We start from the raw sequence: 25,443 nt of genomic DNA on the forward strand, positions 1-25,443 counted from the left end.
CCGCACCGCCTGGGCCGCCCGGCGCGAGGCGCGCGCGGCGCTGGAGCGGGCCGAGGCGGCGCTGGCCGCCGCGAAGGGCGAGGAGGAATTCCTGCGCCATGCCGTGACCGAGCTGGACAAGCTCGACCCGCAACCCGGCGAGGAGGCCGAGCTGGACACCCGCCGCCGCGCCATGCAGGGCGCCGAGCGCATCCGCGAGGACGTGGCGCGGGCCTTGCAGGCTTTGGGTCCCGAGGGGGCCGAGGGCGCGATGCTGGATGCGGTGCGCTGGCTCGACGGCGCCGCCGAGCGCGCCGAGGGCCGGCTGGAGGCCCCGGCCGCGGCGCTGCAGCGGGCGCTGATCGAGCTGGGCGAGGCGGTCTCGGGCGTCGAGGCGGCGCTGGAGGCGATGGATTTCGACCCGCGCGACCTGGAAGCGACCGAGGAGCGGCTGTTTGCCCTGCGGGCGCTGGCGCGCAAGCATGACGTGCTGGCCGACGACCTGGCGGGGCTGGCCGACGCGCTGCGGGCACGGCTTGGCCGCATCGACGCGGGCGAGGACGACTTGGCGCGGCTGCGCGCGGCGGTGGCGGCGGCCGATGCCGCCTATGACGCGGCGGCACAGGCCCTGTCGCAACAGCGCGCCGCGGCCGCCAAGCGGCTCGATGCCGCGATGGCGGCCGAGCTCGCGCCGCTGAAGATGGAGCGCGCGGTCTTCGAGACCCGACTTTCTGCAGCCGAGCCCGGACCCGAGGGCCGCGACGCGGTGGCCTTCACCGTCGCCACCAATCCCGGCGCCCCGGCGGGCCCCCTGGACCGCATCGCCTCGGGCGGCGAGCTGTCGCGCTTCCTGCTGGCGCTCAAGGTCTGCCTGGCACGCGGCAACGACGCGCTGGTGCTGATCTTCGACGAGATCGACCGCGGCGTCGGCGGCGCCACCGCCGATGCGGTAGGCCGGCGCCTGGCGCGGCTGGCCGAGGGCGCGCAGGTGCTGGTCGTCACCCACAGCCCGCAGGTGGCGGCGCTTGGCGGTCATCATTTCCGGGTGGCGAAATCGGTCGAGGACGGCATGACCACCTCGCGCGTGGCCGCCCTGACCGCCAGCCAGCGCATCGAGGAGATCGCCCGCATGCTCTCGGGCGAGGAGATCACCCCCGCCGCCAAGGAAGCGGCGCGGGCCTTGCTGCAGGGCTAGTCCATGATCCGGTCCACCTGCCGGATGATCGACAGGATCTGCGCGTTTTCGGGATCATAGCGGATCAGCTTGCCGTCCACGATGCCGTAGAGGCTGCCCGCGGGCGGCCGGCTCATGCCATAGAGTCCGGGGCGGGTGACCCGGTGCAGTCGCGCCTTGTCCAGCCGCTCGCCGACCCGCGGCGGGGCCGGCTTGCCGCCTTCCGCCTGCAGTGCCGGCTCGGCCAGCGCATCGACCGCGCGCCCCACCTGCTCGGCCAGGGCGACCGAGGCGAGGATGGCGGCCATGCCGGCCGCGGCGAACAGGTGCTGGCGCTTGCGAAACATGGCTGTCAGCCTGGCACAGAAAGCTTGATCGAGGGTTAAACGCCGCAAACCCCCGATCGGCTCCCTCACAAGGGCGAGAAATCAGCCCTGGCGATGCCGTTTTTCGAATCTGGGCAGCATGGCCGAGAAGTCGCGGCCCTTTCCGTCCTCGTCCTCGACGAAGCGGGCATAGAGCGCCGCGGCCAGCTCGCCCATCGGCGTGTCGGCATCGACCGCCCCGGCCGCCTGCTGGGACAGCCGCAGGTCTTTCAGCATCAGCTCGGCGGCGAAGCCCGGCTTGTAGCCGTTGTCGGCGGGTGATTGCGGGCCGACGCCCGGGGCCGGGCAATAGGCGTTCATCGACCAGCTGTAGCCCGAGGAGGTCGAGACCACGTCGAACATCTTCTGCCGGTCCAGCCCCAGCTTGTCGGCTAGGGCGAAGGCCTCGCAGGTGGCGATCATGGTCACGCCCAGGATCATGTTGTTGCAGATCTTCGCCGCCTGGCCGGCGCCCGATTCGCCGCAATGCACCGCCTTCTGGCCCATGATGTCGAAGAGCGGCTTCACCTTCTCGAAGGCATCGGCCGAGCCGCCGACCATGAAGGTCAGCGTGCCGGCAGTGGCGCCGCCGACCCCGCCCGAGACCGGGGCGTCCAGCGCGCCCAGGCCTGCCGCCTGCGCCTGCGCGGCGACGGCGCGGGCGCTTTCCACGTCCACCGTCGAGCAGTCGCAGAACACCGCGCCGGCAGTCATGGAGGGCACGATCTCATCCGCGACCGCGCGCAGGATGGCGCCGTTCGGCAGCATGGTGATGACGACCTCGGCCCCCGCGGCCGCCTCGGCGGCGCTGGCGGCCCTGGCGACGCCCTCGGGCATCGGCGCGGCCAGGTCGAAGCCCGCGACCGCGTGGCCCGCCCTGGCCAGATTGGCCGCCATCGGGCCGCCCATGTTGCCCAAGCCGATGAATCCGATCTTCATGTCCGGTCCTCCTATTCGATTTCGTCCTCGCCCAGCGGCGCCAGCATCGCCGCGACATGCGCCGGGCTGGCATCGGCGGACCATTGCGGATTGCGGTCCTTGTCGATGATCTGCGCCCGCACCCCTTCCAGGAAATCGCTTTCCGCCGCGGCGCGGGCGGTGAAGCGCAGCTCGCGCGCCAGGCTGTCGCGCAGGGTCGCATCGCTGCGCGCCGCGCGCACCAGCGCCAGCGTCGCCGCCATCGACAGGGGCGAGTTGCGGCGCAGGGGCTTCAGCGCCGCCTCGTCGCCCGCCGCCTCCAGCGCGGCCATGATCTCGGCCACGGTCTGCCCGCCGAATGCCGAAAGGTCGCGGCCCTCCAGCGGCGCCTCGGGGCGGGGGCGGGGCGCGATCGCCGCCACGTCGCCGGTCTCGGCCAGCCGCTCGATCAATGCCGGCCATTCCGCCTCGGGGATATAGCTGTCGGCGAAGCCGGTGAAGATCGCGTCGCCGGCGCCGATGCGCGCCCCGGTCAGGCCCAGGTATTCGCCGCAGCGGCCCGGCGCATGGCCCAGCAGCCAGCTGCCGCCCACATCCGGGATCAGGCCGATGCCGGTCTCGGGCATGGCGATCTGGGTCGTGTCGCCGACGATGCGGTGGCTGGCATGGCCGCCGACGCCGACGCCGCCGCCCATGACGAAGCCCTGCATGAAGGCGACGATGGGCTTGGGATAGTCCTTGATCCGGGCGTTCATGCGGTATTCGTCGCGGAAGAACTCGCGCCCGACCCGGTGATCGCCCGCCAGCCCGGCGCGATAGACCGCGGCGATGTCGCCGCCCGAGCAGAAGGCGCGCTCGCCCTCGGCGTCGATGACGACCAGCGCCACCTCGGGGTCGTCCTGCCATTCGCGCAAGGCGGCGTCGATGGCCAGCGCCATATCGTGGCTCAGCGCGTTCAGCGCCTGCGGGCGGTTGAAGGTCAGCCGCCCGGCGCGGCGGTCCTTGCGGATGATCATATCGGCCATTCAGTCACGCTCCGCCAGCAGGGCGCGGCCGACGATCAGCCGCATGATTTCATTGGTGCCTTCCAGGATCTGGTGCACGCGCAGGTCGCGCACGATCTTCTCGATCCCGTAATCGGCGAGATAGCCGTAACCGCCATGCAGCTGCAGGCACTGGTTCGCGACCTCGAAGGCGCGGTCGGTCACATGCAGCTTGGCCATGGCGCAGAACTTGGTCGCGTCGCGCTCGCCCCGGTCCAGCTTCCAGGCCGCTTGGCGCAGGAAGATGCGCGCGGATTGCAGCGCCGTCTCCATCTCGGCCAAACGGAATTGCAGCGCCTGGAACTGGTCCAGCGTCTGGCCGAAGGCGCGGCGCTCGCCCATGTAGCGCAGGGTCGCGTCCAGCGCCGCCTGCGCGCCACCCAGGGCGCCGGCCGAGATATTCAGCCGCCCGCCGTCCAGGCCCGCCATGGCATAGGCAAAGCCGCGGCCTTCCTCGCCGATCAGGTTCTCTTCGGGGATGATGCAATCGTCGAACTGCACCTGAGCGGTCGGCTGCGCCTTCCAGCCCATCTTGTGTTCGAGCGCGCCGAAGCTCAGGCCCGGGGTGCCGGCCTCGACCACCATGGTCGAGATGCCGCGCGGCCCGTCCTGGCCGGTGCGGACCATGACCAGGTAGCAATCCGAATAGCTGCCGCCCGAGATGAAGGCCTTGGTGCCGTTCAGCTTCCAGCCGCCCTCGACCCGCTCGGCCCGGGTGCGCAGCGCCGCGGCGTCCGAGCCCGAGCCCGGCTCGGTCAGGCAATAGGAGAACACCTTTTCCATGCTGCACAGGCCGGGCAGCCAGCGTGCCCTGTTCTCGGGCGTGCCGAACTTGTCGATCATGCCGCCGCACATGTTGTGGATCGACAGGAACGAACCGACCGAGGGGCAGGCCATGGCCAGCGCCTCGAAAACCAGCGTGGCGTCCAGCCGCGAAAGCCCGGTGCCACCGTGATCCTCGCCGACATAGACGCCGCCGAAGCCCAGCTCGGCGGCCTTGTGCCACAGGTCGCGCGGGATGGTGCCCGCCTCTTCCCAGGCGCGGGCATGGGGTGCGATCTCCGCCGTCCCGAAATCCCGGGCCAGATCGCATATCGCCTGCTGCTCTTCGCTCAGCGCGAAATCCATGCTCTCCCCCTCATGTCTTTCGTGATGATGTCTTGCCGGTCTTGGCCGGGAAATGTTGCGCCAGTTTTTCAGGCTTGCGCGGAAAAGGGCGGGGGCGCCCGCCGCCCCCGCCCGAAGTCTGTCAGTCCATGGCCTTGAAGTTCAGCGCCACGCCGTCCTTGATGCCCGAGAACCAGCGGGCGGTGACGGTCTTGGTCTTGGTGTAGAAGCGGAAGGCGTCCGGGCCATACTGGTTCAGGTCGCCGAAGGCCGATTTCTTCCAGCCGCCGAAGGTGTAATAGCTCAGCGGCACCGGGATCGGGAAGTTGATGCCGACCATGCCCACGTTCACCCGGCTGGCGAAGTCGCGCGCCGTGTCGCCGTCGGCAGTATAGATCGCCGTGCCGTTGCCGTAGTCGTTCTCCATGACCAGGTTCAGCGCCTCCTCGTAGCTTTGCGCCCGCACGGTCGAGAGCACCGGGCCGAAGATCTCTTCCTTGTAGATCTCCATGTCGCGGGTGACGTTGTCGAAGAGCGACGGGCCGCAGAAGAAGCCGTTCTCATAGCCCTGGATCTTCAGCCCGCGGCCGTCCACGACCAGCTTGGCGCCCTGTTCCACGCCGGAATCGATCAGGCGGTTGATGCGCTCCTGCGCGGCCTTGGTGATGACCGGGCCGAAATCCACGTCCTCGCCGGCGGTATAGGGGCCGACCTTCAGCTTCTCGATCTTGGGGATCAGCCGCTCGATCAGCGCGTCGGCGGTCTTGTCGCCCACCGGCACCGCGACCGAGATCGCCATGCAGCGTTCGCCCGCCGCGCCGAAGCCGGCGCCGACCAGCGCGTCCGCCGCCTTGTCCAGGTCGGCATCGGGCATGATCAGCATGTGGTTCTTGGCGCCGCCGAAGCATTGCGCGCGCTTGCCGTTGGTCGCGGCGCGGCCATAGATATATTGCGCGATCGGGGTCGAGCCCACGAAGCCCACCGCCTGCACGGTCGGATGGTCGAGGATCGCGTCCACGATCTCCTTGTCGCCGTTGACGACCTGCAGCACGCCGTCGGGCAGCCCGGCCTGCTGCGCGAGCTTCGCCAGCATGATCGAGGTCGAGGGCACGCGCTCGGACGGTTTCAGGATCATTGCGTTGCCCGAGGCCAGCGCCGGGCCCATCTTCCACAGCGGGATCATCGCCGGGAAGTTGAAGGGGGTGATGCCCGCGACCACGCCCAGCGGCTGGCGCATCGAGTAAAGGTCGATACCGGGGCCGCCATTGTCGGTGAACTCGCCTTTCAGCAGCGCCGGCGCGCCCATGCAGACCTCGATCACTTCAAGGCCGCGCTGTACGTCGCCGCGGGCGTCGGGCAGGGTCTTGCCGTGTTCGCGCGAGACCAGCTCGGCCAGCGCCTCCATGTTGTCCTGGATCAGCTGGCCGAATTTCATCATCACCCGGGCGCGGCGCTGCGGGTTGGTGGCGGCCCAGGCGACCTGCGCCTTCTCGGCGCTCTTCACGGCGGCGTCCAGCTCGGCCGGGGTGGCCAGCGGCAGCCGGGCGATCACCTCGCCGGTGGCGGGATTGTAGACGTCGCTGAAACGGCCCGAGGTGCCCTTGACCTCTTTGCCGTCGATCCAGTGGCTCAGTTCTTCCATGGGTGCCTCCCGAGGGTTTCGCATCTTCGGGCGGATCATAGACTTGCAGCATTGCCGGAAAAAGAGGAAGTCTGGCAAAAGGGTTTTGCATTTTTGCAAAGGTGAAGGGCATGGACTGGGACGATCTGCGCATCTTTCTGGCCGTGGCCCGCGCCGACAGCCTGTCGGGGGCGGGGCGGCGGTTGGGCATCGACGCCTCGACCGTCGGCCGGCGGGTGGCGCGGCTGGAAGGCGCGCTGGGGGCCAAGCTGTTCCTCAAGACGCCGCAGGGCTATGCGCTGGCCCCCGAGGGCGAGCGGCTGCTGCCCCATGCCGAGACGGTCGAGGCGGCGCTGAGCGGCGCCGAGGAGGCGCTGTCCGGCCCCGGCGACCTGACCGGGCAATTGCGCATCGGCGCCCCGGACGGCTGCGCGAACTACCTGCTGCCGCAGCTTTGCGCGCGGCTTTGCGAGGCGCATCCGCGGCTGGAGATCCAGATCGTCGCCCTGCCGCGGGTCTTCAACCTGTCCCGGCGCGAGGCGGATATGGCCATCGCCGTCTCGCAGCCGCAGGCCGGGCGGCTGGTGGTGCAGCGGCTGACCGACTATCAGCTGCACCTGGCCGCGCATGAGGATTACCTGCGCGCCCATCCGCCGATCCGCCGGCGCGAGGACCTGCGCGGCCATCGCATGATCGGCTATATCGCCGACATGATCTTCGACCGCGAGCTGGACTACCTGACCGAGACCGGGGCGGACTGGGCGCAGCTGACCTCGAATTCGGTCTCGGTGCAGATGCAGGCGATCCGGATGGGCGCCGGGCTGGGCATCGTGCACGATTTCGCCATCCCCTTCTGTCCCGGGGTGCGGCGGGTGCTGACCGACCAGGTCTCGCTGACCCGTAGCTTCTGGCTGATCCGCCATGCCGACGACCGCCGCTCGCAGCGGATGAACCGGCTGGCCGAGGCGCTGGCCCAGGGCATCCGTGCCGAGGTGGCGCGGCTGCAGGCGCTGGTCTCGCCCTGATCGCTGCACCGCAACAGCAGACTTGACGCAAGCGCGGGTTGAGGTGACGCTGAGGGCCAGAGGCAGCCTTCGCCAGCCCGATCCGAGGAGGAACAGATGCTCGTCAACCAGATCCTGTCCATGAAAGCCAGCGGCGAGATTTTCTCCATCGCCCCGGATGCCAGCGTGGCCGATGCCGCCAGGCTGCTTTCGGACAAGCGCATCGGGGCGGTCGTGGTGTCCGAGAATGGCAGGATCCCGCTGGGCATCCTGTCCGAGCGCGACATCGTGCGCGAGCTGGGCAAGCGCGGCGCTTCGGTCCTGGATCAGCCGATCTCGGAACTGATGACCCGCAAGCTGATGACCTGCGGCACCGGCGAGGACGCGCTGGCGATCCTGGACCGCATGACCCAGGGCCGCTTCCGCCACATGCCGGTGGTGAACGAGCAGGGCGAGATGGTCGGGCTGATCTCGATCGGCGACACGGTCTCGGCCCGGCTCAAGGAACTCGCCGCCGAGAAGGAGGCGCTGACCGGCATGATCATGGGGAACTGAGGGCTGGCGCCCGCCCGTCAGGCGGGCCCATGGCCTTGCATTTCCTTGCCGAACTTTGTTTGACTGCAGGAATTCGGCGAGGAGACGCACCCATCATGCGCATCGGGCTTTATCCAGGCACCTTCGATCCCATCACGCTGGGCCATCTCGACATCATCCAGCGGGCGCTGGAACTGGTGGACCGGCTGGTGATCGGTGTCGCCATCAACCGCGACAAGGGACCGCTTTTCGGGCTCGAGGACCGGGTTGCCATGGTGCGCGAGGAATGCGACCGCATCGTCGCCGCCCGTTCCAGCGGCGAGATCGTCGTCCACCCGTTCGAGAACCTGCTGATCGACTGCGCCCGCGACGTTGGCGCCACGGTGATCGTGCGCGGGCTGCGGGCGGTGGCGGATTTCGAATACGAATTCCAGATGGTCGGCATGAACCGGGCGCTGGATGCCAGCATCGAGACGGTGTTCCTGATGGCCGATGCGCGCCGCCAGGCCATCGCCTCGAAACTGGTCAAGGAGATCGCGCGGCTGGGCGGCGACGTGTCGAAATTCGTCTCGCCCGCGGTCAAGGACGCCTTGGTGGACCGCTTCGCGCGCTGAGGCTTTTTCTTTACCGTTCGCCTGCTAACCTTGCCCCGTTGACGGAGGAGCAGATGGCAGTGACCGATTCGGACCCGAAGCCCATTCCCACGCCGATCCCCGAGCCCGAGCGGCGGCCGCTGCCCGATCCGATGCCCGATCCCGGCCCGGACGAGATCCCGCTGCCCGATGTGATCGGCTTCGACGCCATCCCGGAAGTGTTGGCGGCGGGCTGGCGGGATTTCCGCCGCGCCCCGGCCTTCGGCCTGCTCTTCGCGGCCTTCTATGTCGCGGGCGGGCTGGTGCTGGCGGCGGTGACCACGGCGGCGGGGCGGGAATGGTGGCTGATGCCCTTCATCGTCGGCTTCCCGCTGATCGCACCCTTCGCCGCGGTCGGGCTTTACGAGGTCAGCCGGCGCATCGAAGCCGACCGGCCGCTGATCTGGCGCGAGGTGCTGGCGGTGGTGGTGGCGCAGAAGGACCGGCAGGTGCCCTCGATGGCCATGGTCATCCTGCTGTTGTTCATGTTCTGGGCCTTCGTCGCCCATACCATCTTCGCGCTGTTCATGGGCGTCTCGGCGCTGACCAACATCACCTCCTCGGCCGAGGCGCTGCTGCAGGGCCGCGGGTTGGTCATGCTGCTGACCGGCACGGCGGTGGGCGCCGGCTTCGCGGCGCTGCTGTTCGGCATCACCGTGGTCGGGCTGCCGCTGCTCCTGGACCGCGAGGTGGACCTGGTCTCGGCCATCATCGCCAGCTTTCAGGCGGTGGGGGCGAACCTGCCGGTGATGCTGGGCTGGGGGCTGGTGATCGCGGCGCTGCTGTTCGCCGCCATCCTGCCGCTGTTCCTGGGGCTGTTCATCGTGCTGCCGGTGCTGGGCCATGCCAGCTGGCACATGTATCGCCGGCTGATGCCGGATCCGGAGCCCGGATGAAAAGGGCCGGCACGAAAAAGGGCGGCGCTCCGGCCGCCCGTTCAGGCGTTTCGCCGGCCCGTTGCCGGATCACTTGGCCTCGGCGGTATCGGCGGTGGCGCGGGCGGCAGGCGGGGCCAGCTTCGGGGTCACGCCATTGGCCAGCGGATCTTCCTGGCGCTGCACCGAGCCCTCGAAATGCGCGCCGGATTCGATGGCGATGGTCTTGTGGATGATGTCGCCCTCGACCCGGGCGGTGGCGGTCAGGCGCACCTTCAGGCCGCGGACCCGGCCGACGACGCGGCCGTTCACCACCACCTCCTCGGCGACGATCTCGCCGCGGATGGTGGCGCTTTCGCCGACGACCAGCTGATGGGCGCGGATGTCGCCCTCGACCGTGCCCTCGACCTGGATGTCGCCCTGGGTCTGGATGTTGCCGGTGACGGTCAGGTCCGAGGACAGCACCGAAGGCGTGCTGCGCGGACGCGCCGCCGGGGCGGCGGCGGCGGGAATGTCGTAACTCGTGTCAAGGCCGCGCGCGGGCTCGGGCTCGGGGATCGGCTGGGTACGGGGGCCGGGTTCGGTCACACGGGTCTTAGAAAACATTCTGGGCTGCCTTGATGAAACTCATGGGGTTCACGGCACGGCCGTTCACGCGAACCTCGTAGTGAAGATGCGAGCCGGTCGATCTGCCGGTATTGCCCATATCACCGATCCGGCTGCCGCGCGATACCTTTTGGCCGACCTTCACGCGAATCTTGGACAGGTGGCCATAGCGGGTCTCGGTGCCCAGCTCGTGCTGGATCTTGATCAGGTTGCCATAGCCGCGCTGCCAGCCGGCGAAGATCACCTTGCCCTCGGCCGTAGCATAGACCGGGGTGCCGACCGGGGCGGCCATGTCGATGCCTTCGTGCATGCGGCCCCAGCGCCGGCCGAAGGGCGAGGTGTAGCGGAAGGCCGACTGCACCGGCATGGCCAGTGGCATCTTCTCGACGGCGATGCGGTAGCTGTTCATCTGATCCAGGGTGATCAGGATCTCGTTGGCCTTGGCCTCGCCCTGGCTGATCTCGGCATTGCCGCTCGAGGAATAGCCGACCGGGTTCAGCGGCCCGCCCTGGCCGGAATAGCCGCGGCGCACGGTCTGCAGGATGTCGTCGGGATTCATGCCGACGCTGCGGAACATGTCGTCCAGCGGCTTGACCGAAACCGAGACCGCGTCCTCGAGCTGGGCCAGGATCTCGTCGTTGCGGGCGACGATCTGGTCGCGCTCCAGCGTGACGGCCTCGGCCAGGCGGCGGGCGTCCTCGGCCTCCTGCACGGCATTGGCGCGGGCGGCGGCGGCCTGCTCCAGCTCTCCGGACAGGATGTCCAGCGCCGCCTGCAGCTCGGCGGTGCGCGCCGCCGGCCGGTCGCCGTCGCCATCCGCATCGGCCCGAGCCTGGTGCTGGGCCTCGACGGCCTCTTGCAGGCTGGCCTGCACGGCGCCCAGCCCGGTTTCCAGCTCGCGCCGCATGGCCTCGGATTCCAGCAGCTGGGACTGCATGCGCGAGACCTGGTCCAACGCTGCCGCGAAGCGGTTCTGCGCCGCCACCGCCTCGGCGGCGCGGCTGTCGCGCTCGGCCGAAAGATCGGTCAGCCGCGCCTCGAAAGCGTCCTGCGAGCGGCGGACCTGATCGCGCGACGACCCGGCGCTGACCGCGTCGATGACCAGGATCGAGCTGGCGATGATCGACCAGCCGAAAACCAGCGCGATGCCGCCCAGGGCGATCAGCTGAGTGGCCGGACGCAGCCGCAGGAAGCGAGTGGTCTTGTCCGACTTCAGGAAGAGGCGCTGCTCAGGCAGCCAGCGCTCGAGCACCGAATTCAGGCTATGGGTGATGCGCAATGTCCCGGGTCCATCTTGTTTTTGTCGGACCAGCCGAGCAGAGGCGGTCGTGACGCTGCGCATGGATAAATCCGACCTGTGCTCAAAGCGCAACATTGCTGAAATATATACAGGGCAAGTGGGCGGATTGATGCCGATAGCTGCAGCATCGCCGGGTGGATCTTTGCCGGCGGTCTCGGATCACGGTTTCTTCAACCTGTGATTGTTATTCTAGATTCTCTCGGCAAACCTTGGGAGTTGCGTGGAAAATACGTGGACCGAACCTGCGGAGCCGTCGGTGCGGCGCACGGGCTGCGCCGTTTCCTGCCGGGCGCCAAAAACTGCCTTCCAAACGGGCAGTGCCGGATTCGTCCCGCGGCCCGCCGCCCGGCGGGTGTGGCGAATCCGTCGCGCCCCTGGAACTTAACCGGGGCAAGGACGTTGCGGCCCCCTCAGGCGATCTCATAGGGCAGCGGCCCCGGCCGGTCGGCGGGGATGCGGATATGCCGGTCCACCGGCGGCACCGAGCGCTGGTGGCAGTTCGGCCGCGGACAGATCCGGCACGACACCCCGATGGGCTCGAACAGCTGCGGATTGCCCAGGTCCAGCCCGTCGGCATAGACCAGATCGCGGGCATGGCTGACCTCGCAGCCCAGGCCGATGGCGAAGCGCCGCACCGGCGCGCCGAAGGCGCCTGCGGGCTTCGACACGTCGCGCGCCAGCAGCAGGTAGCGCTTGCCGTCCGGCGTCTCGGCCAGCTGGCGCAGGAAGCGGCCCGGCGTCTCGAAGGCCTGGTGCACGTTCCACAGCGGGCAGGCGCCGCCGAAACGGGCGAATTGCATCCGCGTCGCCGAATGGCGCTTGGTGATGGTGCCGGCCTGATCGACGCGCACGAAAAAGAACGGCACCCCGCGGTCGCCGCCGCGCTGCATGGTGGACAGCCGATGCGCCACCTGCTCCAGCGAGGCGCCGAACAGATGCGCCAGCCGCTCCAGGTCGTGGCGCTCGACCCGCGCGGCCTCGAGGAAGCGGGCGTAGGGCATCATCGCCGCGCCGGCGAAATAGTTCGCCAGCCCCAGCCGGGCGATGTCGCGGGCCGAGGCGCTGCGGAACCGCGCCAGTTCCAGCGTCGCTTCCAAGAGGTCGCCGCGGGTTTCCAGCGCCAGCAGGTGCAGCAGCTGGAAGGCCTGGGTCGCCGTCTCGGCCGCCGCGTTCAGGGTGATGCGCTTGCCCTCGCGCAGATAGACCGCGCCGCTGCCCAGTTCCGCCTGGGTCACCTCGATGCCGCGCTCGGCCAGGCCGGCGATGGCGCGCTCCAGCGGCCGCAGGTTGGGACGCGAGCGGGCGAAGTGTTCGGCCGCGCGATCCACCGCGTCGATGTAGTTGTCGCAGTAATGGAAGAAGTCGCGCACCTCCTCCCAGGGCGAGGAGGTGGCGTTCTGGGCGCCGGCACCAAGTGCCTCGTCCAGCGCGGCCAGTCGCTCCTGCCCCTCGCGATGGGCGCGGTAGAGGTCGAGGAAGGCGCGGGCCAGAGCCGGCGCATTGGTCGCTGCCAGCCGCAGGTCGGCGCGCGGCGGCGGGCTGTCGAACAGCGGATCGGCCAGCGCCTCGGCCATGTCCATGACCATGCGCTCGGCATCGCCCACCGCCATGGCGCCCAGATCGACCGAGAATTCCGAGGCGAGCTTCAGCAGCACCCCGGCCGAGACCGGCCGGTGGTTGTTCTCCATCTGCGACAGATAGGGCAGCGAGACGCCCAGCCGGTCGGCAAAGGCGCGCTGCGTCAGCCCGGCGCGCGAGCGCGTCTCGCGCAGGGCGACGCCGGCATAGATCTTCTGGGTGGCCATCGGACCTCCTGGCTTTGCAAAGGCAGGGATACGCTTTGCAAAGGCCCTCCGGCAAGAGGTGTCAGCCGCGCCGGATCACCTGCCGCTCGCGGATCATCACCCAGAGGATGAACAGGATCGAGGCGATGGCCGAGACGGCCATGATGACCAGCAGCGGCATGGCGCCGCTGTCGTCATGCAGCAGCGCCCCGGCCAGGGCCGCCAGCCCCGCGCCGCCCGCGACGGCCATCGAGCCGCCAAGGCCGCTGGCGGTGCCGGCCAGTTCGGGGCGCACGCTCATCATCCCGGCATTGGCATTGGGCAGCAGCATGCCGTTGCCCAGGCCCATGAAGCCGACCGCGCCGAAGAACACCAGCGGCGTCAGCCCGCCGGCCAGATCGACCAGCAGTGCCGCCAGCAGGAAGGCCGAGCAGATCACCGCCCCTGCCAGGATCATCCTGTTCATGCCGATCCGCGTCGAAAACCGGGCCGAGATGAAATTCCCCAGCGCATAGCCGATCGAGGGGCCGGCGAACCAGTAGCCGACCTCGGCCGGCGTCAGGTGCAGCACTACCTGCCCGACGAAAGGCGCGCCGCCCAGATAGGCATAGAACGACCCCGCGCTCAGCGTCGCCGCCAGCGCATAGCCCCAGAAGCGTTGCGAGCGGGCCAGAACCGGATAGGTCGCGACCTGCTGGCGCAGCGGTACGCCGCCGCCGCGCGCCGTCTCGCCAAGATCCCAGGCGCACAGCGCCATCACGCCCAGCCCGGCCAGGCCCATGGCGACGAAGCTGGCCTGCCAGCCCAGCGTCTCGTCCAGCACCCCGCCCAGCGTCGGCGCGATCATCGGCACCAGCGACATGCCCATGGTGACATAGCCGATCATGCTGGCCGCCTGCTCGGCCGGGACGATGTCGCGCACCACGGCGCGGCTGATGACGAAGCCGGTCGTCACCACCGCCTGGATCAGGCGGAACGCCATGAACCAGCCGGCATTGGGCGCCAGCAAGGTGCCCAGCGTCGCCAGCAGGAAGATCGCGAAGGACCCCAGCACCACCGGCCGGCGCCCGAAACGGTCGCTGATCGGGCCGCAAAGCAGCTGCAGCACCGCGCTGACCGCCAGGAAGGCCGAGACCGACAGCTGCATGAAGCCGTATTCGACGCCGAAATCCCGCGCCATCGCCGGCAGCGAGGGCAGGAAGATGTTCATGGACAGCGCGCCGGTGGCCGAGATCGAGACCAGGGTGATCAGATGCGGCCGGCGCGCGACAGGTGGGGGCAGGGTGGTCATGGCGCTAGATTGCCCGTTGCGCGGGCAAAGGCAACTGCCTGTTCAAGCGGCACTGCTTTGTCTCAATGCGGGGTTGCGCCGAAGCGGTGGAAGATCAGGAAGGCGCCGAAGCAGATGAAGCCGAAGCCAAGGCCGATGTTCCAGGTCAGCCGCTCGCCCAGCCAGAGCCAGGAGAACAACACGAAGACCGACAGGCTGATCACCTCCTGGATGGTCTTGAGCTGGGCGGCGCTGAAATGGCCATAGCCGAAGCGGTTCGCCGGCACCTGCAGCAGGTATTCGAAGAAGGCGATGCCCCAGCTGATCAGGATCACGACGAGAAGCGATGTGGTCTTGAACTTCAGATGCCCATACCAGGCGACGGTCATGAACAGGTTCGACAGGATCAGCAGGCCGATGGTGACTGCGGGCACCGGCAGGTTCATTCGGCGCGGTCCCAGCTGCGGTGCTTCTCGAGATTGCCGAAGCGGGTGAAGCGGCCCTCGAAGGACAGCTCGACCGTGCCGATCGGGCCGTGGCGCTGCTTGCCGATGATGATCTCGGCCTTGCCGTGACAGGCCTCCATGATCTGCTGCCAGGCCGCCATCTTGTCCAAGTCGTGGTCGGCGGGCTTCTCGCGCTCGCGGTAATATTCCTCGCGGAAGACGAACATCACGATGTCGGCGTCCTGCTCGATGCTGCCGGATTCGCGCAGGTCGGACAGCTGCGGACGCTTGTCCTCGCGGCTTTCGACCTGGCGCGACAGCTGCGACAGGGCGATGACGGGGATGTCCAGCTCCTTGGCGACGGCCTTGAGGCCCTGGGTGATTTCGCTGACCTCGTTCACGCGGCTGTCCTTGGCCGAGGCGGCGCGCAGCAGCTGCAGATAGTCCACGATCAGCAGGTCCAGCCCCATGGTGCGCTTGAGCTTGCGGGCCCGCGCCGCCAGCTGGTTGATCGGCAGGGCCGGGGTGTCGTCGATGTAAAGCGGGCAGTTCTGCAGGTCATGCGCGGCCTTCACGAAGCGGCGGAACTCGTCCTCGGTCATGTCGCCGCGGCGGATCGCCTCGCTGGGAACCTCGGCCGCTTCCGACAGGATCCGCGCGGCCAGCTGCTCGGCCGACATCTCCAGGCTGAAGAAGCCGACCACGCCCCCCGCCACCGTGCCATGCGTGCCGTCGGGCAACTCGCCCAGGCGATGCGCCTTGGCGACGTTGAAGGCGATATTGGTCGCCAGCGAGGTCTTGCCCATCGACGGCCGCCCGGCCAGGATGATTAGGTCCGAGCGGTTCAGCCCGCCCATCTTGCCGTCGAGATCGACCAGCCCGGTCGAGATTCCCGACAGCCCGCCGCCACGGCTGAAGGCGGCATTGGCGGCGTTCAGCGCCCCGGTGACGGCGGCCAGGAAGCTCTGGAAGCCGCGCTCGGCCACGCCCTGCTCGCCGAGCTTGTAGAGCACCTGCTCGGCTTCCTTGATCTGTTCCTCGGCGGAATCGCTGACCGAGACGGTCGCGGCGCGCGAGGCGATATCCTGCCCCAGCCCGATCAGCTCGCGCCGCAGGGCGAATTCGCGGATCATCTGCGCATAGTCGCGCGCGGCATGGGAGGAGATCGCCGCGCCGGCCAGCCGCGCCAGATAGGCCGGGCCGCCCAGTTCCTTGAGCCCCGCGTCATGCTCCATGAACGCCTTGACCGTCACCGGACTGGCCAGCGCGTTCCGGCCGATGCGCTCGGCGCAGATCTCGTAGATGCGGCGATGGACCGGGTCGTAGAAATGCGCGGCCTTGATGATGCGCGAAACGTGGTCATAGACCTCGTTATTGGTCAGGAGCGCACCCAGCAGCTGCTGCTCGGCCTCGATCGAGAAGGGCACCGCCTGCGCGGCGGCGGCCTCGGCGATCTCGCCGGGTTTCCTGACTTCGACGGCGCGCAACTCGCTCATCCCCTGGTCTCCGACCTTCGACTCGGCTGGGGGCCGTTATCCACCTTATGGGCCCCGGGGTCCATCGGGATATGCTGTGGATAAGCTGTGGGCAGATTGCCGCCCGGTGCCGGTGGCAGGACGGGTATTCGGACAGCAGAGAAGCACAAGACAGAAGGGCCAGGCGCGCCGCACCCCGCCTTTCCGTTTTCCAAATACCCATGCCGCGGGTTGGGCCGGGGCGCGGCCGGATCAGGGATGCGCGGCCTGCCAGGCGCGCGGATCGGTCAGGAAACGTTCGACCTCGGCAAGCGTCGCCGCGTCGTAGAAGCCCTGCGCCTTGGCTTCGGCCAGCACGTCCCACCAGGTGCAAAGGTGATGCAGCCTGACGCCATGATCGGCCAGGCGCTGCGTGGTTTCCGGGAAGATGTCGTAATAGAAGATCACCGCGGTATGGCCGCAGGTCGCGCCGGTCTCGCGGATCGCGTCGACGAAGCTCAGCTTCGAGCCGCCGTCGGTGGTCAGGTCCTCGACCAGCAGCACGCGCTGGCCCTCGGTCATCGCGCCTTCGATACGGGCATTGCGGCCATAGCCCTTGGGCTTCTTGCGCACATAGGTCATCGGCAGTTCCAGCCGTTCGGCGACCAGCGCCGCGAAGGGGATGCCCGCCGTTTCGCCGCCGGCAATATTGTCGAAGGCGTCAAAGCCCGCGTCGCGCAGCACGGTGGCCGACAGGAAATCCATCAGCGTCGAGCGGATGCGCGGATAGGAGATCAGCTTGCGGCAGTCGATATAGGTCGGCCCCTTGAGGCCCGACGCATAGGTATAGGGCTCGACCGCGTTGAAATGCACCGCCTTGATCTCCAGCAGCATGCGGGCGGTCAGGCGGGCGATTTCCTCGCGCGGGGGGAAGGGCAGGGTCATGCGGGATCCTCGACATGCCAATAAAGCGGAAAGCCGGGATCGAAGACGGTGACGGTCTCGTCGCCGGCGGGAATATGGGTCGGGTAGGCGGCGGGCGTGTCGCGTTTCACCAGCCGGATGCGGTCCGGGTTCGGCTCCATGCGGTAGAAGCCGGCGCCGTTCAGCGCGGTGAAACCCTCGAGCCGGTCCAGCGCGCCTTCCTCCTCGAAGACCTGGGCCAGGATCGACATGGTGTTCGGGGCGGTGAAGCAACCGGCGCAGCCGCAGGCCGATTCCTTGGCGCGGTCCGGGTGCGGCGCCGAATCGGTGCCGAGGAAGAAGCGCGCATCGCCCGAGGTCGCGGCGCGGCGTAGCGCCAGCCGGTGCGTCTCGCGCTTGGCGACCGGCAGGCAATAGTAATGCGGCCGGATGCCGCCGGCCAGGATGTGGTTGCGGTTGATGACCAGGTGATGGGTGGTGATGGTGGCGCCAATGTCGTCGTTCGCCGCGACGTAATCCACCCCGTCCGAGGTGGTGATATGCTCCATCACCACGCGCAGGCCGGGCGTGGCGCGGCGGATCGGGTCCAGCACCCGGTCGATGAACACGGCCTCGCGGTCGAAGATGTCCACCGCCGGGTCGGTGACCTCGCCATGGAAGCACAGCGGGATGCCGGCCTGGGCCATGGCCTCCAGCACGCCGCGCACCTTGTCGAAATCGCGTACGCCCGAGGCGGAATTGGTGGTCGCCCCGGCCGGGTAGAGCTTGACCGCCGAGATGATTCCCCCGGCATGGGCGGCCAGCACATCGGCCGGATCGGTGGTTTCGGTCAGATAGAGCGTCATCAACGGACGCAACGTCATTTCCGCGCCCAAAGCGGCGCGGATCCGGTCGCGATAGGCCGCGGCCTGCGCCCCGGTCACCACCGGCGGCACCAGGTTGGGCATGATGATCGCCCGGCCGAAATGGCCGGAAAATGAAGCCACTGCCTGCAGCATGGTGCCGTCGCGCAGGTGCAGGTGCCAGTCGTCGGGACGTCGGAGCGTTACGGATCGGGTCATGGTTTCCCCTCTATACCGGGTGCGGCATCAAGGCCATAGCGCAATCAATTGTGTCAAAGAAACGCTTGGCATTCCGGCATCATGGGCGCAGCTTGCTTGCCTGCTCGACCTGTGAAGGGAATTCGGAATGGGTTTCGGAATGATGAATCTTTCGGCCATGCAGGCGCCGGTGCTGCTTTGGCAGCAGATGGCCCGCATGGCCTGGGAATCGCAGATGGTCATCGCGTTGCGCACCGCCGGCATGCTGGGCATCCTGCGACAGGACGCCTCGGAGCCGCAGCGCATGGTGGTCGAAAAGGCCAATGCCGCGACCGAGGCGCTGCATGCGGCGCTGAACGCGGCGGGACGCGGCGCGCGCGCGGATCGCGTCATGGCGGCAGCCCTGCGGCCCTATCGCAGGCGCACGCGGGCGAATGTGCGGCGGCTGTCGAAGTAGGTCCGGCGGAAGATCCGGCCGGCATCGCGGCCGGACATGGAAAACGCGCCCCGTCTCCGGGGCGCGTTTCCGTTTTCCTGGCCGCTTTCCCTGCTGCGGCGGTGGGCTCAGATCAGCTTGCCCATCGCCACGGCGGTGTCGGCCATGCGGTTCGAAAAGCCCCATTCGTTGTCGTACCAGCTGAGGATGCGGCAAAGCTTGCCCTCCATCACCTTGGTCTGGTCCAGATGGAAGACCGAGCTGTGGCTGTCGTGGTTGAAGTCCGAGGAGACCAGCGGCTCGTCGGTATAGCCCAGGATGCCCTTGAGCGGGCCGTCGGCGGCGGCCTTGACCGCGGCGTTGATCTCCTCGACCGAGGTGTCGCGCTTGGCCTCGAAGACCAGGTCCACCACCGAGACGTTCGGGGTCGGCACGCGGATCGCCACGCCGTCCAGGCGGCCCTTGAGTTCCGGCAGCACCAGGCCCACCGCCTTGGCAGCGCCGGTCGAGGTCGGGATCATCGACAGCGCCGCGGCGCGGGCGCGGTACAGGTCCTTGTGCATGGTGTCCAGCGTCGGCTGGTCGCCGGTATAGCTGTGGATGGTGGTCATGAAGCCGCGGGCGATGCCGATGCTGTCATTGAGCACCTTGGCGACCGGCGACAGGCAGTTGGTGGTGCAGCTGGCGTTCGAGACGACGATGTCGTCGCGGGTCAGCGTGTCATGGTTGACGCCGAAGACGATGGTCTTGTCGGCATTGTCGCCGGGGGCCGAGATCAGCACGCGCTTGGCGCCGGTCGACAGATGCGGCTGCACCTTGTCCTTCGAGGTGAAGATGCCGGTGCATTCCATGATGACGTCGACATCGCCCCAGGGCAGCTCGGCCGGGTTGCGGATGGCGGTGACCTTGATCGGGCCGCGGCCGACATCGATCGAATCGCCCGAGACCGTCACTTTGGCGGGAAAGCGGCCGTGCACCGAATCATAGCGCAGCAGATGCGCGTTGGTTTCGACCGGACCCAGGTCGTTGATCGCCACGACCTCGATATCATTGCGCCCCGATTCGATGATCGCGCGCAGCACGTTCCGACCGATACGACCAAAGCCGTTGATCGCCACCTTGACAGCCATGGGGGTTCCTCCGCCGCTGATGAAGTTTCGCGCTGCAGATAGCCCGCATCGCCGGGGGAATGCAAATGCCTGAAGCCGGCTGCAGACGAAACTGCGCCGAAAATCGCATGCTGGCGGCGGAGGCGGGGGCCGCGCGGTATCCCATGGCCGTTCCGCGACAGGTCCGCGGCAGCCGGCTGGCCGCGCCAGTGGGCTTGGTTCGCGCGAATCGAGCAGGCGCCGCTTGCCGCGGCGCTAGCGCCAGAAGCTGAGATATTCGATCAGCCCGGCGAACTGCTTGCCCAGGAAGACCGGCAGGCCCCAATGCAGGACCAGCGCGTCCGCGGCAAAGAGCGCCAGGATCAGCAGGCCCAGCACGATGGCGATCTGATTTGTCATGCCTCTTGTCCTGTCGATTGCTGTTCCGTGGCCTGTCCCGCCCCTTCCGCCGCCCGCATGGGCGCCGCGGTCCGCGGAAGGTGCTAGGGCAGAGCCGGCCCGCAGGCAAGCCCTGCCCGCAGGTCGGGGCTTCACGGGGATGTCGCCTCGCCCTCTTCCTCGTCGAGTTCGGGGGCGATCAGGAACAGGTCGCCCGCCGCCTCCATGCGGCGGATGGTGGCGACGACCTCGTCCATCGCTTCCTCGGCGTCGCGGGCCGAGACCTTGCCGAGCGCCTCCATTTCCTCGCGCATCGACTCGGCCAGGCGCGAGGAGATGCCGCCCAGCAGGAACTCCACCGTTTCGCGCGCCTCCCCCCTGGCGCCGGCCAGCGCCTTGAGCAGCACGGCATTGTCCACCTCGCGCGTGATGCGGGCGATGTCGCGCGGGTCGATGCGGTGGGGGATGTGGGACCAGGTGAAGATGGTCTTGCGCACCTCGCCGGCGAAGGCGGCGTCGTCATCGTCCAATCCGGCCAGCACGCTGTCGCGCATGGAGGAGGGCGAGAAATTCAGGATTGCGCCCACCTTTTCGCCGGCCTTGCCCTGCAGCGGCGGCTGCGGCACCGCGTCCGCGGCCTGGATCAGCGCCTTGCCGATGCGCTGCAGCGCCGCGGCCTCGATCCCGCCGGTCAGCGACATGGCATAGGCGATCTGCCGCGCCAGGGCGGGGTCGAGCAGGCCGAAGACCTCGGCCGCGCGCGGCACCGGAAGTTTCGAGAACATCACCGCCGCGATCTCGACCGCCTCGGTCCGGGCCAGTTCGGCCAGCAGCGCGGGGGTCATGGCGGCGATGCGGTCCCAGGGATCGCCGGCGCCGTTCAGCGCCGCCATGCGCCGCAGCCGGTCGCTGGTATCGGGCGAGAGATGGCCGTCGAGCAGGTCCAGCGTGCCGTCGATATCGCCGGGAAAGGACAGGCCCACCGCCTCCAGCCGGTCGCAGAACTCGGCCACGATGGCATTGCGGGTCTCGCGGTCGATGACGCCCATCAGCGCCATTTCCTGCGCCAGGTCGGTCTGCAGCCCCGGCGGCAGCCGGGCGAGGTCGATATCCTCGCCCTCGGCCAGCACCAGCCGCACGATCACCGCCGCCTTCTGCCGGGCGGTCAGGCCCGTCCCCCCGATTGCCGGAACGCCCATGGATTGCCCCCGATTCATCCGTTCTGGGGGCAATCTGGCAGGAAAAGCCGAACGTCCGGTTAACGCGCGCCGGACTCGCCGAAGACGCGGGCGAAAATCGTGTCGACATGCTTGGTGTGATAGCCGAGGTCGAACTTCTCCTCGATCTCGGCCGGGCTCAGCGCCGCCGTCACCTCGGGATCGCCCAGCAGCTCGGTCTTGAAATCGGCGCCCTGTTCCCAGACCTTCATGGCGTTGCGCTGCACCAGGCGATAGGCGTCCTCGCGCGACACACCCGCCTGGGTCAGGGCCAGAAGCACGCGCTGCGACATGACCAGGCCCTTGAACTTGTTCATGTTCTTCAGCATGTTCTCGGGGTAGACCACCAGCTTCTCGATCACCCCCGCCAGGCGGTTCAGGGCGAAGTCCAGAGTGATCGTCGCATCGGGGGCGATGCCGCGCTCGACCGAGGAATGACTGATGTCGCGCTCGTGCCAGAGCGCCACGTTCTCCATCGCCGGCACCACGGTCATGCGCACCAGGCGGGCCAGCCCAGTCAGGTTCTCGGTCAAGACCGGGTTCCTTTTGTGCGGCATGGCCGAGCTGCCCTTCTGGCCGGGGCTGAAATATTCCTCGGCCTCAAGGACTTCGGTGCGCTGCATGTGGCGGATCTCGATGGCGATGTTTTCCATCGAGCTGGCGATCACGCCCAGCGTGGCGAAGAATATCGCGTGGCGGTCGCGCGGGATGATCTGGGTCGAGATCGGCTCGGGGCGCAGGCCCATCTTGGCGCAGACATGCGCCTCGACCGCCGGATCGATATTGGCGAAGGTGCCGACCGCGCCCGAGATGGCGCCGGTCGCCACCTCCTCGCGGGCGCGTTCCAGCCGCTCGCGGCCCCGCGCCATCTCGGCGTGGAAGCGGGCGAAGGTCAGGCCCATGGTGGTCGGCTCGGCATGGATGCCGTGGCTGCGGCCGATGCGGACGGTGTCCTTGTGCTCAAAGGCGCGTTTCTTCAGCGCGGCCAGCACCTTGTCCATGTCGGCCAGCAGGATGTCGGCGGCGCGCACCAGCTGCACGTTCAGTGTGGTGTCGAGCACGTCCGAGCTGGTCATGCCCTGGTGGACGAAGCGCGCCTCCTCGGCGCCGATATGCTCGGCCAGGTGGGTCAGGAAGGCGATGACGTCATGCTTGGTCACCGCCTCGATCTCGTCTATGCGGGCGACGTCGAAGGTGACATCCTTGGCTTTCCAGACCGCCTCGGCATTCTCGCGCGGGATCACCCCCAGAGCGGCCTGGGCGTCGCAGGCATGGGCCTCGATCTCGTACCAGATGCGGAACCTGGTCTCGGGCGACCAGATGGCGACCATTTCGGGGCGGGCATAGCGCGGGATCATGGGCGGGCTCCTTGGGTTTGCCGGGGTTCTAGCGGCTTGCCCCGAAGGCCGCAACCAATGGCTGCGGCAGGCCGGAGCGGCGGGGAAGGGCTGTCGCAAATCTTCCATCGCCGGGCGTGCACTGCGCGTACACAGGGCGTACACAGGGGGTAGGCCGAGGGCCGGCGCGCGGGGCCGGGACGGGTATTTGGAAAACGGAAAGACCGGGGCGGGCCGCAGGGGCGGGCCATCGTCGGGCGGCGCGGCAGGTTTGCGCTTGGTCGGGGGGGCGGGGCCGCGGCTGTCATGGCCGGCGATCGGCTTGACCAGTCCGGAGGTAACGATGAAACCCTGCAAGTATTGCCGGCACATGGTGGCGCCAAGCGCCCGGACCTGCCCCAGCTGCAGGGCGATTCCCCTATCCGATGTCGCGGTTCGACACCTGGCTGCTGACCGTCACCATCGTCCGCGGCCTGCTGGCGGTCTCTCTGTATTGGGCCTGACCGGCGCGCCCCGGCATGAGGGGGCGGGGCACGGGGAAGCCGGCCCCGAAGCAACCGGCCATGCAGAAGGCCGCCCCTAGGGGCGGCCTTGCGTCACTGTCCCGGCTGCGGATCAGCAGCTGTAATACATCGCGTATTCGATGGGATGCGGGGTGTGCTCGTAGGCATAGACCTCTTCCCATTTCAGCTTGATGTAGCCTTCCAGCTGGTCGCGGGTGAAGACGTCGCCGGCCAGCAGGAAGTCCATGTCCTTCTCCAGTTCCTCCAGCGCCTCGCGCAGGCTGCCGCAGACGGTCGGGATCTCGGCCAGCTCCTCGGGCGGCAGGTCGTAGAGGTCCTTGTCCGAGGCCGGGCCGGGGTCGATCTTGTTCTTGATGCCGTCGATGCCGGCCATCAGCAGCGCGGCGAAGGCCAGGTAGGGGTTGGCTGCCGGGTCGGGGAAGCGGGCCTCGACGCGCTTGGCCTTGGGCGATTCGGTCCACGGAATGCGCACGCAGCCCGAGCGGTTGCGGGCCGAATAGGCGCGCAGCACCGGGGCCTCGAAGCCCGGGATCAGCCGCTTGTAGCTGTTGGTCGCCGGGTTGGTCAGCGCGTTCAGCGCCTTGGCGTGCTTGAGGATGCCGCCAATGAAATACAGCGCTTCCTGGCTGAGGTCGGCATATTTGTCGCCGGCGAAGAGCGGCTTGCCGTCCTTCCAGATCGACATGTTGACATGCATCCCCGAGCCGTTGTCGCCCTTCATCGGCTTCGGCATGAAGGTCGCGGTCTTGCCGTAGGCGGCGGCGACGTTGTGGATGACGTACTTGTATTTCTGGATGTTGTCGGCCTGCTCGACCAGCCCGCCGAAGATCATCCCCAGCTCGTGCTGGGCGGTGGCGACCTCGTGATGGTGCTTGTCGACCTTGATGCCCATGCGCTTCATGGTCGAGAGCATCTCGCCGCGGATGTCCTGGGCGGCGTCGACCGGGTTCACCGGGAAATAGCCGCCCTTGTGGGCTGCGCGGTGGCCGAGGTTGCCGTCCTCGTAGATGGTGTCGGTGTTCCAGGCGGCGTCGACCGAGTCGAGCTCGAAGGAGACCTTCTGCGGCGTGACCGAATAGCGCACGTCGTCGAACAGGAAGAACTCGGCCTCGGGGCCGAAATAGGCGGTATCGCCGATGCCCGAGGATTTCAGATAGGCCTCGGCCTTCAGCGCCGTGCCGCGCGGGTCGCGGGCATAGGGCTCGCCGGTGTCGGGCTCGACGACGTTGCAATGCACGCAGAGGGTCTTTTCGGCGTAGAACGGGTCAATATAGGCCGAGGAGGCGTCCGGCATCAGCTTCATGTCGGACTGGTCGATGGATTTCCAGCCGGCGATCGAGGAGCCGTCGAACATGAAGCCTTCCTCGAAGAAGTCCTCGTCTACCAGATCGGCGACCAGCGTCACATGCTGCAGCTTGCCCTTGGGATCGGTGAAGCGGACGTCGACATACTCGACCTCTTCCGTCTTCATCAGCTCCAGAACGTCCTTGACTGTCATTGGGGTCCTTCCTCCATCAGTCGGCCCGGCGCCGCCGCCGGGCTGGTCTCGGTTGTTGCGGGAATGCGGGTTCGAGGATCAGACCGCGTCGTCGCCGGTCTCGCCGGTGCGGATGCGGATGGCCTGTTCGACGGGCAGGATGAAGATCTTGCCGTCGCCGATCTTCTCGGTGCGCGCGGCCGAGACGATGGCGTCGACCGCGGCCTCGACCAGGTCGTCGGGCAGCACCATCTCGATCTTCACCTTGGGCAGGAAGTCCACCACGTATTCGGCGCCGCGATACAGCTCGGTATGGCCCTTCTGCCGGCCGAAGCCCTTCACCTCGGTGACCGAGAGGCCCTGGACGCCGACTTCCTGCAGCGCCTCTTTCACATCGTCCAGTTTGAAGGGCTTGATGATGGCTTCGACTTTCTTCATCGCCTGATCCTTCTCTCGCGACTTGCCTGCGCCCTGATTGGCGGGTTTGATGATGCGCGTCCATGCGGCTTGATGGGGAAAGCGGCATGCGGACGGGGAATCCGGGGCATGTGCCCTGATATTGAGCAGGTTGCCTGAATTATGTGCGACAAGATGGTCCCGGGATGCGAGATCCTGACGACTCGGCAGATGCGCGCGGTCGAGGGCGCCGCCATCGCCAGCGGCGAGGTCACCGGCGCGGCGCTGATGGAGCGGGCGGGGGCGGGCGTGGTGCACGCGATGCTGGCGCTGTGGCCGGAATGCGAGCGGCCGGGGCGGGCGGTGATTCTCTGCGGGCCGGGCAACAATGGCGGCGACGGCTATGTGGTGGCGCGGCTGCTGGCCGAGCGCGGCTGGCAGCTGCGGCTGGCGGCGCTGGCCCCGCCGGCCAGCCCGGATGCGCAGCTGGCCG

At 68.2% G+C, this 25,443-nt stretch carries 26 protein-coding genes; 7 read left to right on the plus strand and 19 right to left on the minus strand.

Annotated elements, in window-relative coordinates:
• Positions 1-1,174: DNA repair protein RecN (locus I9P22_RS14695; RefSeq protein WP_199260223.1), on the plus strand; the 1,174-nt coding region annotated here is incomplete at its 5' end.
• On the opposite strand, the gene I9P22_RS14700 is transcribed toward I9P22_RS14695, so the two are convergent.
• The 5 genes from I9P22_RS14700 to I9P22_RS14720 all read right to left on the minus strand — a co-directional run bounded on the left by I9P22_RS14700 (position 1,171) and on the right by I9P22_RS14720 (position 6,228).
• Positions 1,171-1,500 (minus strand): hypothetical protein, encoded by a 330-nt coding sequence (locus I9P22_RS14700; RefSeq protein ID WP_199260225.1) that lies wholly within the window; start codon positions 1,498-1,500, stop codon positions 1,171-1,173. The two genes, I9P22_RS14695 and I9P22_RS14700, sit on opposite strands and share 4 nt — an antisense overlap.
• A gap of 81 nt (positions 1,501-1,581) precedes the next feature.
• A complete protein-coding gene (mmsB, locus tag I9P22_RS14705; RefSeq protein ID WP_199260235.1) occupies positions 1,582-2,457 on the minus strand; it encodes a 3-hydroxyisobutyrate dehydrogenase in 876 nt (291 codons plus the stop codon).
• An 11-nt stretch (positions 2,458-2,468) separates the two neighbouring features.
• Entirely contained in the window at positions 2,469-3,461 is a 993-nt protein-coding gene (locus I9P22_RS14710) for an enoyl-CoA hydratase/isomerase family protein (RefSeq protein WP_199260236.1), read from the minus strand.
• Positions 3,462-4,607, minus strand: a complete 1,146-nt coding sequence (locus I9P22_RS14715) for an acyl-CoA dehydrogenase family protein (RefSeq protein WP_199260237.1) — start codon at positions 4,605-4,607, stop codon at positions 3,462-3,464. It abuts the gene before it with no gap.
• Between the two features lie 121 nt (positions 4,608-4,728).
• The gene (locus I9P22_RS14720) at positions 4,729-6,228 is read right to left on the minus strand and encodes a CoA-acylating methylmalonate-semialdehyde dehydrogenase (protein ID WP_199260238.1); all 1,500 of its coding nucleotides are present in this window, start codon (positions 6,226-6,228) and stop codon (positions 4,729-4,731) included.
• 110 nt (positions 6,229-6,338) lie between these two features.
• Here I9P22_RS14720 and I9P22_RS14725 point away from each other — a divergent pair, with 110 nt between their 5' ends.
• The 4 genes from I9P22_RS14725 (at position 6,339) to I9P22_RS14740 (ending at position 9,273) form a co-directional block, all read left to right on the plus strand.
• Complete coding sequence (locus I9P22_RS14725; protein WP_199260239.1) at positions 6,339-7,232, plus strand: LysR family transcriptional regulator; 894 nt, start codon at positions 6,339-6,341, stop codon at positions 7,230-7,232.
• Positions 7,233-7,328: 96 nt separating this feature from the next.
• A complete protein-coding gene (locus I9P22_RS14730; RefSeq protein ID WP_199260240.1) occupies positions 7,329-7,766 on the plus strand; it encodes a CBS domain-containing protein in 438 nt (145 codons plus the stop codon).
• 95 nt (positions 7,767-7,861) lie between these two features.
• A complete protein-coding gene (coaD, locus tag I9P22_RS14735; protein WP_028716530.1) occupies positions 7,862-8,359 on the plus strand; it encodes a pantetheine-phosphate adenylyltransferase in 498 nt (165 codons plus the stop codon).
• A 53-nt stretch (positions 8,360-8,412) separates the two neighbouring features.
• On the plus strand, positions 8,413-9,273 hold the full coding sequence (locus I9P22_RS14740) for a DUF2189 domain-containing protein (protein WP_199260241.1): 861 nt from the start codon (positions 8,413-8,415) through the stop codon (positions 9,271-9,273).
• A gap of 69 nt (positions 9,274-9,342) precedes the next feature.
• On the opposite strand, the gene I9P22_RS14745 is transcribed toward I9P22_RS14740, so the two are convergent.
• From I9P22_RS14745 to pyrC, 8 genes are all read right to left on the minus strand, one after another.
• Entirely contained in the window at positions 9,343-9,858 is a 516-nt protein-coding gene (locus I9P22_RS14745; RefSeq protein WP_199260242.1) for a bactofilin family protein, read from the minus strand.
• Positions 9,848-11,137 (minus strand): M23 family metallopeptidase, encoded by a 1,290-nt coding sequence (locus I9P22_RS14750; RefSeq protein WP_199260243.1) that lies wholly within the window; start codon positions 11,135-11,137, stop codon positions 9,848-9,850. The genes I9P22_RS14745 and I9P22_RS14750 overlap by 11 nt, the downstream gene beginning before the upstream one ends.
• Positions 11,138-11,568: 431 nt before the next feature.
• Entirely contained in the window at positions 11,569-12,963 is a 1,395-nt protein-coding gene (locus I9P22_RS14755; protein ID WP_199260245.1) for a helix-turn-helix domain-containing protein, read from the minus strand.
• 61 nt (positions 12,964-13,024) lie between these two features.
• Positions 13,025-14,233 carry a multidrug effflux MFS transporter gene (locus tag I9P22_RS14760; RefSeq protein ID WP_199260247.1) on the minus strand — a complete coding sequence of 403 codons (1,209 nt, stop codon included), beginning with the start codon at positions 14,231-14,233 and terminating at the stop codon, positions 13,025-13,027.
• A 62-nt stretch (positions 14,234-14,295) separates the two neighbouring features.
• The gene (locus I9P22_RS14765) at positions 14,296-14,658 is read right to left on the minus strand and encodes a DMT family protein (RefSeq protein WP_199260249.1); all 363 of its coding nucleotides are present in this window, start codon (positions 14,656-14,658) and stop codon (positions 14,296-14,298) included.
• Positions 14,655-16,154, minus strand: coding sequence for a replicative DNA helicase (locus tag I9P22_RS14770; protein WP_199260251.1), 1,500 nt, complete (start codon positions 16,152-16,154; stop codon positions 14,655-14,657). The genes I9P22_RS14765 and I9P22_RS14770 overlap by 4 nt, the downstream gene beginning before the upstream one ends.
• Before the next feature lie 231 nt (positions 16,155-16,385).
• On the minus strand, positions 16,386-17,057 hold the full coding sequence (locus tag I9P22_RS14775; protein ID WP_199260253.1) for an orotate phosphoribosyltransferase: 672 nt from the start codon (positions 17,055-17,057) through the stop codon (positions 16,386-16,388).
• Positions 17,054-18,097, minus strand: coding sequence for a dihydroorotase (gene pyrC / locus I9P22_RS14780; RefSeq protein ID WP_199260255.1), 1,044 nt, complete (start codon positions 18,095-18,097; stop codon positions 17,054-17,056). Before pyrC ends, I9P22_RS14775 begins: the two co-directional genes overlap by 4 nt.
• A gap of 139 nt (positions 18,098-18,236) precedes the next feature.
• On the opposite strand from pyrC, the gene I9P22_RS14785 reads away from it, so the two are divergent.
• Entirely contained in the window at positions 18,237-18,533 is a 297-nt protein-coding gene (locus I9P22_RS14785; RefSeq protein WP_233253409.1) for an antibiotic ABC transporter, read from the plus strand.
• A gap of 107 nt (positions 18,534-18,640) precedes the next feature.
• On the opposite strand, the gene gap is transcribed toward I9P22_RS14785, so the two are convergent.
• The 6 genes from gap to I9P22_RS14815 form a co-directional block, all read right to left on the minus strand.
• The gene (gene gap, locus I9P22_RS14790) at positions 18,641-19,642 is read right to left on the minus strand and encodes a type I glyceraldehyde-3-phosphate dehydrogenase (protein ID WP_199260258.1); all 1,002 of its coding nucleotides are present in this window, start codon (positions 19,640-19,642) and stop codon (positions 18,641-18,643) included.
• A gap of 234 nt (positions 19,643-19,876) precedes the next feature.
• Positions 19,877-20,020, minus strand: a complete 144-nt coding sequence (locus tag I9P22_RS14795; RefSeq protein ID WP_199260259.1) for a hypothetical protein — start codon at positions 20,018-20,020, stop codon at positions 19,877-19,879.
• A 131-nt stretch (positions 20,021-20,151) separates the two neighbouring features.
• Positions 20,152-21,198, minus strand: a complete 1,047-nt coding sequence (locus tag I9P22_RS14800; RefSeq protein ID WP_199260261.1) for a flagellar motor switch protein FliG — start codon at positions 21,196-21,198, stop codon at positions 20,152-20,154.
• 59 nt (positions 21,199-21,257) lie between these two features.
• Positions 21,258-22,574, minus strand: coding sequence for an adenylosuccinate lyase (gene purB, locus I9P22_RS14805; RefSeq protein ID WP_199260263.1), 1,317 nt, complete (start codon positions 22,572-22,574; stop codon positions 21,258-21,260).
• A gap of 594 nt (positions 22,575-23,168) precedes the next feature.
• Positions 23,169-24,575, minus strand: a complete 1,407-nt coding sequence (gene glnA / locus I9P22_RS14810) for a type I glutamate--ammonia ligase (protein WP_199260264.1) — start codon at positions 24,573-24,575, stop codon at positions 23,169-23,171.
• Between the two features lie 78 nt (positions 24,576-24,653).
• Positions 24,654-24,992, minus strand: coding sequence for a P-II family nitrogen regulator (locus I9P22_RS14815; RefSeq protein ID WP_114348393.1), 339 nt, complete (start codon positions 24,990-24,992; stop codon positions 24,654-24,656).
• Between the two features lie 153 nt (positions 24,993-25,145).
• On the opposite strand from I9P22_RS14815, the gene I9P22_RS14820 reads away from it, so the two are divergent.
• A partial coding sequence (locus I9P22_RS14820; protein WP_332909034.1) for an NAD(P)H-hydrate epimerase occupies positions 25,146-25,443 on the plus strand: 298 nt, incomplete at its 3' end.

Origin of the sequence: Paracoccus binzhouensis (assembly GCF_016446475.1) — a bacterium.
Taxonomy (GTDB): Bacteria; Pseudomonadota; Alphaproteobacteria; order Rhodobacterales; family Rhodobacteraceae; genus Paracoccus; species Paracoccus binzhouensis.

What these genes read in the sequence shown, in the direction of transcription:
- purB (WP_199260263.1), bottom strand. Translation starts at nt 22,574, where the DNA reads ATGATCCCGCGCTATGCCCGCCCCGAAATGGTCGCCATCTGGTCGCCC.
- I9P22_RS14765 (WP_199260249.1), bottom strand. Translation starts at nt 14,658, where the DNA reads ATGAACCTGCCGGTGCCCGCAGTCACCATCGGCCTGCTGATCCTGTCG.
- I9P22_RS14770 (WP_199260251.1), bottom strand. Translation starts at nt 16,154, where the DNA reads ATGAGCGAGTTGCGCGCCGTCGAAGTCAGGAAACCCGGCGAGATCGCC.
- I9P22_RS14795 (WP_199260259.1), bottom strand. Translation starts at nt 20,020, where the DNA reads ATGACAAATCAGATCGCCATCGTGCTGGGCCTGCTGATCCTGGCGCTC.
- I9P22_RS14760 (WP_199260247.1), bottom strand. Translation starts at nt 14,233, where the DNA reads ATGACCACCCTGCCCCCACCTGTCGCGCGCCGGCCGCATCTGATCACC.
- I9P22_RS14725 (WP_199260239.1), top strand. Translation starts at nt 6,339, where the DNA reads ATGGACTGGGACGATCTGCGCATCTTTCTGGCCGTGGCCCGCGCCGAC.
- I9P22_RS14715 (WP_199260237.1), bottom strand. Translation starts at nt 4,607, where the DNA reads ATGGATTTCGCGCTGAGCGAAGAGCAGCAGGCGATATGCGATCTGGCC.
- I9P22_RS14710 (WP_199260236.1), bottom strand. Translation starts at nt 3,461, where the DNA reads ATGGCCGATATGATCATCCGCAAGGACCGCCGCGCCGGGCGGCTGACC.
- I9P22_RS14730 (WP_199260240.1), top strand. Translation starts at nt 7,329, where the DNA reads ATGCTCGTCAACCAGATCCTGTCCATGAAAGCCAGCGGCGAGATTTTC.
- I9P22_RS14720 (WP_199260238.1), bottom strand. Translation starts at nt 6,228, where the DNA reads ATGGAAGAACTGAGCCACTGGATCGACGGCAAAGAGGTCAAGGGCACC.
- coaD (WP_028716530.1), top strand. Translation starts at nt 7,862, where the DNA reads ATGCGCATCGGGCTTTATCCAGGCACCTTCGATCCCATCACGCTGGGC.
- I9P22_RS14745 (WP_199260242.1), bottom strand. Translation starts at nt 9,858, where the DNA reads ATGTTTTCTAAGACCCGTGTGACCGAACCCGGCCCCCGTACCCAGCCG.
- glnA (WP_199260264.1), bottom strand. Translation starts at nt 24,575, where the DNA reads ATGACAGTCAAGGACGTTCTGGAGCTGATGAAGACGGAAGAGGTCGAG.
- I9P22_RS14700 (WP_199260225.1), bottom strand. Translation starts at nt 1,500, where the DNA reads ATGTTTCGCAAGCGCCAGCACCTGTTCGCCGCGGCCGGCATGGCCGCC.
- I9P22_RS14755 (WP_199260245.1), bottom strand. Translation starts at nt 12,963, where the DNA reads ATGGCCACCCAGAAGATCTATGCCGGCGTCGCCCTGCGCGAGACGCGC.
- I9P22_RS14785 (WP_233253409.1), top strand. Translation starts at nt 18,237, where the DNA reads ATGATGAATCTTTCGGCCATGCAGGCGCCGGTGCTGCTTTGGCAGCAG.
- I9P22_RS14775 (WP_199260253.1), bottom strand. Translation starts at nt 17,057, where the DNA reads ATGACCCTGCCCTTCCCCCCGCGCGAGGAAATCGCCCGCCTGACCGCC.
- pyrC (WP_199260255.1), bottom strand. Translation starts at nt 18,097, where the DNA reads ATGACCCGATCCGTAACGCTCCGACGTCCCGACGACTGGCACCTGCAC.
- I9P22_RS14740 (WP_199260241.1), top strand. Translation starts at nt 8,413, where the DNA reads ATGGCAGTGACCGATTCGGACCCGAAGCCCATTCCCACGCCGATCCCC.
- I9P22_RS14815 (WP_114348393.1), bottom strand. Translation starts at nt 24,992, where the DNA reads ATGAAGAAAGTCGAAGCCATCATCAAGCCCTTCAAACTGGACGATGTG.
- gap (WP_199260258.1), bottom strand. Translation starts at nt 19,642, where the DNA reads ATGGCTGTCAAGGTGGCGATCAACGGCTTTGGTCGTATCGGTCGGAAC.
- I9P22_RS14800 (WP_199260261.1), bottom strand. Translation starts at nt 21,198, where the DNA reads ATGGGCGTTCCGGCAATCGGGGGGACGGGCCTGACCGCCCGGCAGAAG.
- mmsB (WP_199260235.1), bottom strand. Translation starts at nt 2,457, where the DNA reads ATGAAGATCGGATTCATCGGCTTGGGCAACATGGGCGGCCCGATGGCG.